Source organism: Nocardioides aromaticivorans (assembly GCF_013408525.1).
Lineage (GTDB): Bacteria > Actinomycetota > Actinomycetes > Propionibacteriales > Nocardioidaceae > Nocardioides > Nocardioides aromaticivorans.
Genome location: NZ_JACBZM010000001.1, coordinates 4,361,099 through 4,372,963, shown reverse-complemented (window position 1 = coordinate 4,372,963; position 11,865 = coordinate 4,361,099). Strand labels below are relative to the sequence as shown.

The following is an 11,865-nucleotide window of genomic DNA, read 5'->3' as shown; positions in this document are numbered from 1 at the left end:
TGCAGCGGCCCGCCCCGGCCTGTCCCCGATCACGCCTCCAGGACGTAGAACCTCATGAAGTCGTGCTGGATCGGCGCGTCCCGGACCGCGGAGTAGCCCGCGGCCGCGGCGTACTCGCGCAGGGTGGACGGCCGGAAGAGCGCGCCGGTGCCGGCCGAGTCCGCCTCGGCCAGCCCCACTGGCAGGCAGTGGAGCACGCTGGCCGCGCCGAGCAGGCGCTCGACCGGGGACCCGTCGGGCGCGAACTCGTCGGCGGCCCCCTCGTCCATGACGAACACCCGGCCACCCGGCCGGAGCGCCCGCCGCACGGCCCGCAGCGCCGGCACGGGGTGCGCCATGTCGTGCAGGCTCTCCAGGAAGAGGGCGACGTCGTAGCGGCCCCCACCGTGGTCGGCGTCCGACGCGACGACCTCGAAGCGGGCGCGGTCGCCGACCCCTGCGACGAGCGCGTTGGCGCGCGCGTCCATGACCGACGCCTCGTCGAGGTCCACGCCGTCGACGGTCAGCCCGGCGTAGCCGCGGGCGAGGGCGATGCTCGACCAGCCGACCCCACAGCCGAGGTCGAGGGCGCGCGCCCCCGTCCGGCGCAGCAGGGCGTCCACGTCGGGCACCGCGGGCAGCCACTCCTGGACCAGGCGCTGCTCGAAGTCGGCCTTGTTGAACAGGCCCTGCCCGTCGCGGACGTCGTCGCCGTAGGCACCGAAGGAGAGCCCGGTGCCGTGGCGCCAGGCGTCGAGCACCTGGGGAAGGGCGGCGCCGCAGCCACCGCCCAGCAGGGCGAGCGCACCGGCGTAGAAGGGGCTCTCGGCGTCGGCCAGCGCCAGCCGCTGCGCGCGCGAGAGGCCGAAGCGCCGCTGGTCCGGCGGCGCCGAGGCGTCGTCGACGGCCACCAGCCCGGCGATCGCCTGCTGCTCGAGCCACTCCCGCACGTAACGCTCGATCACGCCCGTGCGGGCGGCGACCTCGGCGGACGTGGCGGACTCGACCAGGGCGTCGTACAGGCCGAGGCGGTGGCCGAGCCACACGGTGGCGATCTCCATCGAGGCCAGCACCTGCTCGAAGATCCGTTCCGTGAGGGCACCGGCCTCGGCCGCGACCTCCTCGGTGAGCAGGGTGCTCACGACGACGCACCGGCGGTGACGCCCATGATCTCCGCCTCGGCGGCGGCGTCCCACGAGCCGGCGCAGGTGCACAGGACCCGGCTGATCCGCCCGTCGGTGACGGTCGCGAGCACCGTCCCCACCGAGAGGTACGACCTCGCGCCGGTCGTGCGCCACGAGTACTCCGCGGCGAAGCCGGTCGGCGTGGGCTGCACGTCCCAGACGTCGAACGTGCGCGCGGGCGCGTCCTCGGCCAGCAGCCGGGTGAGGCCGTCGGGTCCGCTCGCCCGCACGATCGCGTGGGGGAACATGCCGACGAACTCGACGTCGTCGGCCCAGGCCGGCCCGGAGGCGTCGGAGGCGGCCACGGCCGACCGGAAGGCCTCGGCCAGCTCGAGGCGGGTGTCATGGGTGGCGACCGGCTCGAGGTCGGCGTACGACAGCTCGGAGACCATCGGCCCGAGCCGGCTGGCCAGCGCGTCGGTCTCCGGGAGATGGGAGTTGACCATGGCCGACTCGTAGGAGTCGAAGCCGTTGATGATCACGAAGTGCTGCGGGTCGTTGCGGTCGACGTACACCTGCTCGTGGAGGAGGGTGCGCCGCCCGGCGGTGTCGGCGCGCCACTGGGCGGCGAGCTCGTCGATCTCGGCGAAGCGGTCGGTGCGGAGGTCCTGGACCTGGATGAACGACATGACGGTCTCCTGGGTGTGGAAGGGAGCTGACACCCCGGAGGCGTGAGGAACTCCCTCACACCGGAAGGTCGCCGCACTCCCAGGCGGTCGGGCGCTCGGGGTCGTAGCAGCAGAAGGTGCCGGTCCGGACGGAGCGGCGCAGGTGGCCGGCCAGCGCCGGGTCGACGTCCTCGATCCGGCGGATCGCGTCGCGGATCCGCCAGGTGACCGCGCTCCGGGCGCGCTCGGCCGCGGCACCCGTCCGGCGCGCCCGGCCGCCCAGCCCGTAGGCCGCCCCCAGCTCGGCGACCAGGAAGGACCGTTCCTCCTCCGCGCGGACCTGGCGCTCCGCGTCGCCGTCGAGGGCGGCGGCGTCGATCTCCTCCTCCAGCTCCCCCAGCCTGCGCTTGTACGACGCCCGGGCCGCCTCGTCGAGGACCGGCCCGGTGTCGCCCTCCGGCACCGCGCCGCCCGGTGCACCGGCGAGGTCGAGGGCGTGCACCTCCTGGCCGGGCCGCCCGAGCAGGACCGCGAGGTCGGACATGCCCTTCACGTGGCGCACGACCGCCGCGGACCCGTTGAAGGAGACCTGCCAGACGCCGCCGGCGCGGCGGAAGGAGCCGGTGGCGGCATCCGGCTCGGGCGCGCCGGGCGCTCCCAGCCCGGCTGCCGCCTCGGCGGCGAGCGCGGCGCGGGCGTCCAGCCCGAGGGCGTCGTACGAGGCCCGGGCGTCGGCCAGCAGCGCGGCGGCCGCCTCGACGTCGCCCGGTCCGCGCCGGGCGAGCAGCACGTCGGCGCGGCTGCGGCGGGCGTGGACGCCGGCGAGCACGGCGCCGGCCGATGCCGCGTCGCGCTCGGCCTGCACCAGGGCGGCCTCCGCTCGGTCGAGGTCCCCCTCGAGCAGGAGCAGCTCGCCGACGAAGCGCGCCACGGGACCGATCGCCCCGGCCCCGATCCCGTCGACGGCGAAGCGCCGGGACCACGGCTCCAGGGCCGCCCGGAGCGTCGCCGCGGCCGACGGCGGGTCGCCGGCGTCACGGCCCGCGAGGGCGACCAGGCACAGGTTGGACAACAGCTCGGAGTCGTCACTCATCGACGCCACCGCCTCGGGCAGGCTGCGCAACGCCGTGGTGCGGACGGCAGCGGGCTGGCCGGGGAACAGGCCGAGGACCTCCATCCCGCCGGGGGCCGTCTCCGCGAAGGCGGTGATGAGGCCCGAGAGCTCGGCGAGGATGTCGCCCGGACGGCACTGCTCGATCGCCGCCCAGCTGCGCTGCACGGCGGCCAGGATGAGGGCGTTGTGGCTGCCGGCCTGCCGCCCGATCCGCTCGGCCTCCCCGGCACAGCGCAGCAGCTCGGCGATGTCGCCCTCGGCATGGGCCAGGAAGCCGCGGAAGAGCGGGACGTACCAGCTGTAGAGCGGCTGGCGCAGCGTCCTGGTCGCCACCTCGAAGGCCACCATGTCCTGCCGCGCCGCCTGCAGCAGCCCCTGCTCGAGGCGCGCCACGATCCGCAGGCGCAGCCCGAGCAGCTCCAGTGGCCGGTCGCCCGCCCGGCGGGCCAGGGCCACGACCTCGCCGGCATCGGCCTCCCGCCGTTCCGAGTACGCCGGCCCGGAGATCGTGTCGCAGCGCGCGGCCAACGCGTGGGCGGTGGCGCGCGGGTCGTCCAGGCGCCGGGCGAGCGCCACCGCGTCCTCCCCCAGTCGGGCACGGCGCTCCTCGGAGCCGGTGAAGGACACGGCCACCGACAACCGGGCCATCACGTCGGCGCGCGCGACCACCTCGCGCTCGCCCAGCAGGGCGAGCGCCTCCTCCAGCAGGTCGAGCTGGGCCTGGTCCCACAGGCGCACCTCGAAGCCACCCAGGCCGGCGGCGAAACCGAGGGCGGCCTCGGCGAGCGCGTCGCCGTCGCCGCACGCCCGGGCCAGCCGCGCGGCCTCGACGAAGTCGCCGCGGGCGGCCTCGAGGTCCTCGTGGGCCAGCACGGCCCGGCCGCGCTCGAGGAGCACCTGGCGTCGTACCTCGCTGGCGGGCGGGGAGGCTCCCAGCGCGGCCGTGAGGTGCTCGGCCGCCTCCTCCCAGGCCTGCCGGGCCATGGCGGCGTCGGCCGCCCGGCGGCTCATCGCGACCGCGTCGGCGGCGTCGACCAGCGGGATCGCGCGGTGCAGGTGCCCGGCGACCTCCGCCGCCACCGTCGGATCGCCGGCCAGGCGGCCGTCGAGCAGCTCGGCCACGTCGCGGTGCAGCTCGCGGACCCGGCCGGCCGGGACCGACCCCGCCACTGCGGCTCGCACGAGGGCGTGCGGCAGCTCGACCCGCCCGGGGACGTCCCTCGCGAGCCCGGCGGCGACCGCCTCGTCGACCAGCGCCGCCACCTCCTGCGGGGACCGACCGGTCAGGTGCTGCACCACGTCGACGGTGCTGGCGTTGCCGGCGACGGCGGCGGCGACGAGGAGCTCGTGGCATGCCTGCGAGACGCGGCCGAGCCGACGGCGGATCACGGCGGTGGCCGACCCGGGCACCTCGGCGAGGATCGCGCCGGTCCCCCGGTCTGCCGCGAGCCGGGCGAGCTCGGCGACGAAGAGCGGGTTGCCGCCCGAGCGCTCGCACACCCGCCGCGCCTCGTCGCCGTCGAGCGCCAGCCCGGCCTCGGCACGCACCAGGTCGCCGACGGCCTCGGCGTCGAGGCCCGTCAGCTCGATCCGGTCGGCCCGCGTGGCGAGCTCGGCGGCGAGCTCGGCGACCACCGGGTCCGGCGCCGCCTCGTGGTCGCGCCAGCCGGCGACGCACAGGACGGGCCGGTGGGCGAGGGTGCGCTCGACGAAGCCCAGCAGGCGCAGCGACCCGGCGTCGGTCCAGTGCACGTCGTCGAGGACGACGAGGAGCGGGCCCTCCTCCGCCACGCGCTCCAGTACCGCGGCCACCGCGTCGAACAGCGCGAACCGGTCCGCCGCAGGGGCGGCCGCGACCGCCGTGCCGGGGAGGAGCGCCAGGGCCTCGGCGGCACGAGGCCCCCAGTCGCGGTCGCCCGCGGTGTCGCCGAAGGCGTCGCGCAGCACCTGGACCCACAGCCAGAAGGGTGGGGTGCCGGGGTCCTCCCAGCCGGCACCGTGCAGCATCCGGAACCCGAGGCCGTCGGCCAGCCGACGCGCCTCACCGAGGATCCGGGTCTTGCCGATGCCCGCTTCGCCGCTGACCCACACCAGGCCGCCCGCGCCGCGTGCGGCCCGGGCGAGCCTCTCCGAGAGGCGCGCGCTCACGGCGTCGCGGCCGAGGAGCAGCGGCTCCCCCGCGGTCGCCATGGCCAGCAGGCTACCCGCGGACCCGCCCGCCCGTCAGCGCCCTCGTCAGGCGACGGGGTCGGCCCGGCCGGTGAGGTCGGCGAGCTCGGCCGGGTCGACGCCCCCGTTGCAGGAGGCGTACGGCTCGGGCGCGGTGCTCCCGGCGCCGTACTCGGCGATGAAGAGGGCGATCCTCGGGTCCTCCGGGCCGGTCAGGTCCAGCTGGCGGCCCCAGACGGTGATCACGACCGGCGCCGCCTGGTCCGGGTACGGCGACAGCAGCCCGTTGGCGGGCAGCTGCTCCTCGAGCCGGTCGACGCCGTCGTCGTCGACGTCGTCGGGCCGGTAGGTGATCCACGTGCTGCCGTGCTCCAGGTCGTGGACCGCGCCGACCTCGGGCAGCGGCTCGTCGTAGGCACCGCACTCGATCCAGACCGGGGCGTGGTCACCGCCGACGGCCGGGGACTGCGGGTAGTCGTGGTCCTCGCCGAGCGGCAGGTGCTGGTAGGTCAGGTCGTCGTAGGTACGGACCGCCGCGAGGTCGCTGGTGTCGACCGACGAGGTGTCCTCGTCGTCCGAGTCACCGGCCGTCGCCCCGTCGTCGTCCCCGGACAGCAGCAGCGGGACGAGCACAGCCGCCGCCACCAGCGCGATCGCCGCCACGACCGCGAGCACGACGGGCAGCACGCGGCTGCGCCGCGGCGGCGGGGGTGCGGGGAACCAGGCGGGCGGTGGGGCAATCGGGGGGTACGCCGGCGGCGTGCCGTACGGCGGCGGCGGAGGCGGCTGGGTCACTGCTCCAGCGCCTTCTCCACCCGCTCGACCTTCGCGCTGAGCTCGCCGGTGAACCCCGGCCGGATGTCGGCCTTCAGCACGAGCCCGACCCGCGGCGAGACCGCGGCGACGACGTCGACGGCACGCTTCACGACAGCCATCACCTCGTCCCACTCCCCCTCGATGTTGGTGAACATCGCGTTGGTCTCGTTGGGCAGCCCGGACTCGCGGACCACGCGGACGGCGGCGGCGACCGCCTCGGACACCCCACCGGTGTCGTCGGCGGTCGAGGGGCTGATGCTGAAGGCGACGAGCATGGCCCCACCTTAGAGACCGCTCAGGTCACCCGGGACAGGCTGCCGGGTCGGGAGCGGATGGCCGTCGACGCCGGCGTCCTCGCCGTCCGCGAGCTCCGGCGCCTGCGTCCGCAGCCGGGTCAGGGCGTCGCGGGCCTGCGACTTCACCGTGCCGACCGAGATCCCGAGCGCCGCGGCAGTCTGCGCCTCGGTGAGGTCCTCGTAGTAGCGCAGCACGATGACGGCCCGCTGTCGTGGCGCGAGCCGGGCGAGCGCCGCGCGCAGCACCAGGCGCTCGTCGTGCCGGTCGTCGTCCCGCACGGCCCGGTCCGGGAGGACGTCGGTGTGCACCTCGCGCCAGCGCCTGCGGCGCCACCGGTTGACGCTCTCGCGGGCGAGGACGGTGCGGACGTAGGGGTCGGGGTCGTCGACGATCCGGTGCCACTTCGCGACCACGTTGAGCAGCGCGTTCTGGACCAGGTCCTCGGCCGCGTGGCTGTCTCCCGTCAGGAGGTACGCCGTGCGAAGCAGCGCTCCGCGCCGCGCGGCGACGTACGCCTCGAACGAGGCCTGGAGCTCGTCGCGGTCAGACACGCCGCCTCCACCAGGTCACGAACGCCGCCGCGGCCAGCAGCGCAATGCCGGGGCCGGCGAACCACCACGGCGTCCGCGGATCGCTGGCGTCGGGCGGGCGGACGCCGTCGACGAGCGGGTTCGCCCAGAGGTCGGCGGCGTAGGACGGCAGGTCGAACAGGTCCTCGCTGACGTCCAGGCGGAGATCGGTGGACACGAGCGTGGCCAGATCGACCTCGACAGCGCGGCCCGTCGGGAGGTCCCGGATCACCACGTGCGTCGCGTCGCGCCAGCCCAACAGCTGCTCGGGCACCATGTCGAGCCTCACCTGGCGCACATCCCTGGGGCTGGCCCCGACGAACAACCGCCAGTCCGCTTGATCGGTCTCCCCGAAGGCGATCGCCGCGAAGCTCCGCTCCGGGCCGTACGACGCCTGGACCACCTTGAAGCCGCTGCGCTCCGACGTCGTCCGGCCCGTGACGGGGTCGAAGGTGAAGGTCCGGTCGCCCCGCGACCACACCGTGCCCGCCGGCGCGCTCCCCATGTTCGGCAACCAGTACCTCCCCGCGGGTTCGGCCACCCGGCGCGCCCCGGTCGCCACGTCCCACAGCACCAGGGAGTGCGCGCGATCGGCGTCGCTGCCCGTCAGCGAGTACGACACCTCGAGGTACCGCGAGTCACCGCTGAAGGTCAGCCCGGACACGTCCATGCCCTTGATGACCGGATTGTCGGGGTCGCTGAGCCTCCGGGCCCGGCCCGTCATGGTGTCGAGGACGGCGAAGCCGTTCACGACGGGCTCGGTCCCCCCGGTGTAGCGGACCCAAGCGACCTTGGTGCCGTCCGGGGACAGCACCGGACCGCCCGGACCGAACCCGTCCTCCCCCGTCCAGGGCAGGTCGAGGAACACCGCGGAACCGTCGACGGCAGAGACGCCGAAGGCCGCGAAGCTCTCGACATGCCCGCGGATGCCGGTCGGCTCGAACTTCGAGGCCGTGCCGATGGCGGCCAGCGGCCCGGGCGTCGTCGTGCTCTCCGCCCACGGGTCGGGCGGGTACACCATCCGCGGCAGGTGCAGCTCGCCGAAGGGAACCTGGACCGGCTCGGGCTCCTCAGGCGCCGTCGTCCGCAGCAGGCCCGCCAGTGCGGCCACGACCACCACGGCAGCCGCCACGGCGCCGAGCCGCGCGTTCCGGCGGCGTCGCTGGCGTCGTACTCCTTGCTGCCACAGCCCGGGGACGGGCCCACCCGTCGGGGCAGCGTCGGCCAGGTCGGCGAGCTGGTCGTGCAGGGTGCTCATGGTGTCCTCCGAGGGGTGATCTCACCACGACACACGTCGTGAGGCGCTCACGGGGAGGGGTCGGCCCCGGAAGTTTCTCAGCGGGCAGCCCACCGGTGGACTAGCTCGGCGAACCCCGCCTCCGCCTCGGCCCGCAGCTGCGGGCTGGGCGGCGAGGACCGGTCCGGCTCCGCTGCGAAGACCGCCAGCACCCAGCGCGCGATCGCGGGCGGCACCGACGCGCTGCCGAGCTCGCGGGTGCGGGCCTTGAGGGCGCGCAGGGCCTCCAGCTCGTCGCGTACGTCGGCCGGCACGTCCGCCTGCGCGAGCAGCTCGTCGAGGTTCATCGGCGGGACGCCGTCATGGTCGTCCAGCCAGCGCAGGGTCACCGCCGGGCGGATGGCGTAGAAGACCTTCTTGAGGCGGACCTGGCCGGCGTCGTCGTGCGCGCGGGTCCACTGCGCGCGGCCGACGTGGAGGTAGTGCCGCCGGACCCGGGAGGTGTCGCTGACACGGGCCACGAGGCCGAGCAGCGCGTCGCGGAAGGCCGCGTCGCCGTCGTACACGTGGGGCGAGCGGAGCCACTCGCCCACCGTGGCATTGCCGGCCGTGGCGAGCCGCACCGCCTTGGCCACGTCCCAGCCGTTGGCGTCGAGCAGGCCCTCGAGCGGGGTCTCGATCACGTCGCGCGCAGGCCAGAGGGAGGAGTACGACGCACGCGGCCGCACGAAGAAGAAGCGGCAGTCGTAGTCGCTGTCGGGCGAGGCGAAGCCCCACGCCCGGCTGCCGCTCTCGATGGCCCACGGGATGCGCACCCCGTGCTCGACCGCGACCGAGGCCAGGCGCGCGTCGATCGCGGCGACCACGGCGGGGTCGAAGTCGGCGGGCACGGAGCGCATGGGCGGCACGGTACGGCAGACGCCGAACGGCCCGCCGCTCCTTTCCGGGAGCGACGGGCCGTCGGTTCGAGCGGGTGTCAGCCGCGCAGCAGGTTGCGCAGGACGTACTGCATGATGCCGCCGTTGCGGTAGTAGTTCGCCTCGCCGGGGGTGTCGATGCGGACGACCGCGTCGAACTCCACACCGGTGTCGGTGGTGACCTTCACCGTCGACGGCGTGGTGCCGTCGTTGAGCTCGGTGATGCCCGCGATGGAGAACGTCTCCTCGCCGGTCAGGCCGAGCGACTCGGCGTTCTGGCCCTCGGGGTACTGCAGCGGGATGACGCCCATGCCGATGAGGTTGGAGCGGTGGATCCGCTCGTAGCTCTCGGCGATGACCGCCTTCACGCCCAGCAGCGAGGTGCCCTTGGCCGCCCAGTCGCGCGACGAGCCGGAGCCGTACTCCTTGCCGGCCAGGACGACCAGCGGGATGCCGGCGGCCTGGTAGTTGACCGAGGCGTCGTACACGGTGGTGACGGGGCCGTCCGCGACGGTGAAGTCACGGGTGAAGCCGCCCTCGGTGCCCGGCGCGATCTGGTTGCGCAGGCGGATGTTGGCGAACGTGCCGCGGATCATGACCTCGTGGTTGCCACGGCGCGAGCCGTAGGAGTTGAAGTCGCGCGGGCTGACGCCGTTCTCCGTGAGGTACTTGCCCGCGGGCGAGTCGGCCTTGATCGAGCCGGCCGGCGAGATGTGGTCGGTGGTGACCGAGTCGCCGAGCTTGAGCAGGACGCGGGCACCGTCGATGTCGGTGACCGGGGCCGGCTCGTCGGGCATGCCGTCGAAGTACGGCGCCTTGCGGACGTAGGTCGACGCCTCGTCCCACGTGAAGGTGTTGCCCTCCGGGGTGGGCAGCGAGCGCCAGCGCTCGTCGCCCTTGAAGACGTCGGCGTAGGACTCGGCGAACATCTCGGAGTTGATCGCACCCGCGATGGTCTCCTCGACCTCGGCCGGCGAGGGCCAGATGTCCTTGAGGAAGACGTCGTTGCCGTCAGCGTCCTGGCCCAGCGCGTCGTTGAACAGGTCGACGTCCATCGAGCCGGCGAGCGCGTAGGCGACGACCAGCGGCGGGGAGGCCAGGTAGTTCATCTTGATGTCCGGGCTGATCCGGCCCTCGAAGTTGCGGTTGCCGGAGAGCACCGAGACGACGGCGAGGTCGTTCTCGTTGACCGCGGCGGAGACCTCGGGGATGAGCGGGCCGGAGTTGCCGATGCAGGTGACGCAGCCGTAGCCGACCAGGTTGAAGCCCAGCTTGTCGAGGTACGGCGTCAGGCCGGCCTTGTCGTAGTAGTCCGACACGACCTGCGAGCCGGGCGCGAGGGTGGTCTTGACCCACGGCTTGCGGGTCAGGCCCTTCTCGACGGCCTTCTTGGCGAGCAGCGCGGCGCCGATCATGACCGACGGGTTGGACGTGTTGGTGCAGGAGGTGATCGAGGCGATCGTCACCGCACCGTGGTCCAGCGTGAAGGTCGTGCCGTCCTCGAGCGTGACCTCGACGGGCGTGGAGGCCCGGCCACCGTCGGCGGGCGCGGCCGACAGGTGGTTGCTCGGGGCCGGGGCGCCGTTGGCCTGGTTGGGGTCGTGCGACGGGGCGTCGGACGCCGGGAAGGACTCCTCGACGGCCTCGTCGTAGCCCTGGGCGTCCTGCGCCTCGCCGGCGTAGTCGACCAGCGCGCCACGGAAGGCCTCCTTGGCCTCGGAGACCAGGACGCGGTCCTGCGGACGCTTCGGGCCGGCGATCGACGGGACGACGGTCGCGAGGTCGAGCTCGAGCTTCTCGGAGTAGCGCGGCTCGGCGGCCGGGTCGAGCCAGAGGCCCTGCTGCTTGGCGTAGGTCTCGACGAGCGCGATCTGCTCCTCGGACCGGCCGGTCAGGCGCAGGTAGTTGGTGGTCTCCTCGTCGATCGGGAAGACCGCGATCGTGGAGCCGAACTCCGGCGACATGTTGCCGATGGTCGCGCGGTTGGCCAGCGGCAGCGCCGAGACGCCCGGGCCGTAGAACTCGACGAACTTGCCGACGACGCCGTGCTTGCGGACCATCTCGGTGATGGTGAGCACGAGGTCGGTGGCGGTGGAGCCCTCGGGCAGCTCGCCGGACAGCTTGAAGCCGACGACGCGCGGGATCAGCATGGAGACCGGCTGGCCGAGCATGGCGGCCTCGGCCTCGATGCCGCCGACGCCCCAGCCGACGACGCCGATGCCGTTGACCATGGTGGTGTGGGAGTCGGTGCCGACGCAGGTGTCGGGGTAGGCCAGCAGCTCGCCGTCGACCTCACGGGTGAAGACCGTGCGGGCGAGGTGCTCGATGTTGACCTGGTGGACGATGCCGGTGCCCGGGGGGACGACCTTGAAGTCGTCGAAGGCGCCCTGGCCCCAGCGCAGGAACTGGTAGCGCTCGCGGTTGCGCTCGTACTCGATCTCGACGTTGCGCTGGAACGCCTCGGGCGAGCCGAAGACGTCGGCCATGACGGAGTGGTCGATGACCATCTCGGCCGGCGCGAGCGGGTTGATCTTGGTCGCGTCGCCGCCGAGCTCGGCCATCGCCTCGCGCATGGTGGCGAGGTCGACGACACAGGGGACGCCGGTGAAGTCCTGCATGATCACGCGCGCCGGCGTGAACTGGATCTCCTTGTCGGGCTGGGCGGTCTCGTCCCAGCCGGCGAGGGCCTTGATGTCCTCCGCCGTGATGTCCGCGCCGTCCTCGGTGCGGAGCAGGTTCTCGAGGAGCACCTTGAGGGAGAAGGGCAGGCTCTCGACGTCGAGGCCCTCACCCTTGACCGCGTCGAGGCGGAAGATCTCGTAGGACTTGCCGTCCACGTCCAGGGTGCTCTTCGCGCCGAAGCTGTTCTTGCTGGCCATCGCGTCTCCGTCTTCGTCGACTGATCGGTGTCGGATAGGTCTCCACCCCGCATCCTGCCGCCGGGGCCCGGCGTACGGATAGTGAGGCTGACCTAA

9 protein-coding genes are annotated in these 11,865 nt (G+C 74.0%); all 9 read right to left on the bottom strand.

The features are described from left to right. Positions 1-29 precede the first annotated feature (29 nt). On the bottom strand, positions 30-1,121 hold the full coding sequence (locus BJ993_RS20940; RefSeq protein ID WP_179651013.1) for a class I SAM-dependent methyltransferase: 1,092 nt from the start codon (positions 1,119-1,121) through the stop codon (positions 30-32). Next, positions 1,118-1,792 carry a nuclear transport factor 2-like protein gene (locus tag BJ993_RS20935; RefSeq protein ID WP_179651011.1) on the bottom strand — a complete coding sequence of 225 codons (675 nt, stop codon included), beginning with the start codon at positions 1,790-1,792 and terminating at the stop codon, positions 1,118-1,120. The genes BJ993_RS20940 and BJ993_RS20935 overlap by 4 nt, the downstream gene beginning before the upstream one ends. A gap of 55 nt (positions 1,793-1,847) precedes the next feature. Further along, a complete protein-coding gene (locus BJ993_RS20930) occupies positions 1,848-5,075 on the bottom strand; it encodes an ATP-binding protein (protein ID WP_179651009.1) in 3,228 nt (1,075 codons plus the stop codon). Positions 5,076-5,120: 45 nt separating this feature from the next. Next, complete coding sequence (locus BJ993_RS26680; protein WP_179651007.1) at positions 5,121-5,849, bottom strand: thioredoxin-like domain-containing protein; 729 nt, start codon at positions 5,847-5,849, stop codon at positions 5,121-5,123. Next, positions 5,846-6,145, bottom strand: a complete 300-nt coding sequence (locus tag BJ993_RS20920) for a thiamine-binding protein (protein WP_036542661.1) — start codon at positions 6,143-6,145, stop codon at positions 5,846-5,848. Before BJ993_RS20920 ends, BJ993_RS26680 begins: the two co-directional genes overlap by 4 nt. Before the next feature lie 9 nt (positions 6,146-6,154). Then, entirely contained in the window at positions 6,155-6,718 is a 564-nt protein-coding gene (locus BJ993_RS20915) for a SigE family RNA polymerase sigma factor (protein ID WP_179651005.1), read from the bottom strand. Beyond that, entirely contained in the window at positions 6,711-7,994 is a 1,284-nt protein-coding gene (locus BJ993_RS20910) for a beta-propeller domain-containing protein (protein WP_179651003.1), read from the bottom strand. The genes BJ993_RS20915 and BJ993_RS20910 overlap by 8 nt, the downstream gene beginning before the upstream one ends. A 77-nt stretch (positions 7,995-8,071) precedes the next feature. Next, positions 8,072-8,872: a nucleotidyltransferase domain-containing protein gene (locus BJ993_RS20905; RefSeq protein WP_179651001.1), complete on the bottom strand. Its 801-nt coding sequence runs from the start codon at positions 8,870-8,872 to the stop codon at positions 8,072-8,074. 77 nt (positions 8,873-8,949) lie between these two features. Next, positions 8,950-11,769 (bottom strand): aconitate hydratase, encoded by a 2,820-nt coding sequence (locus tag BJ993_RS20900; protein ID WP_179650999.1) that lies wholly within the window; start codon positions 11,767-11,769, stop codon positions 8,950-8,952. Positions 11,770-11,865 lie beyond the last annotated feature (96 nt).

Excerpts from the sequence above, each read along its gene's own strand:
- BJ993_RS20935 (WP_179651011.1), bottom strand. The coding sequence starts at position 1,792 with ATGTCGTTCATCCAGGTCCAGGACCTCCGCACCGACCGCTTCGCCGAG.
- BJ993_RS20930 (WP_179651009.1), bottom strand. The coding sequence starts at position 5,075 with ATGGCGACCGCGGGGGAGCCGCTGCTCCTCGGCCGCGACGCCGTGAGC.
- BJ993_RS20905 (WP_179651001.1), bottom strand. The coding sequence starts at position 8,872 with ATGCGCTCCGTGCCCGCCGACTTCGACCCCGCCGTGGTCGCCGCGATC.
- BJ993_RS20900 (WP_179650999.1), bottom strand. The coding sequence starts at position 11,769 with ATGGCCAGCAAGAACAGCTTCGGCGCGAAGAGCACCCTGGACGTGGAC.
- BJ993_RS20920 (WP_036542661.1), bottom strand. The coding sequence starts at position 6,145 with ATGCTCGTCGCCTTCAGCATCAGCCCCTCGACCGCCGACGACACCGGT.
- BJ993_RS20910 (WP_179651003.1), bottom strand. The coding sequence starts at position 7,994 with ATGAGCACCCTGCACGACCAGCTCGCCGACCTGGCCGACGCTGCCCCG.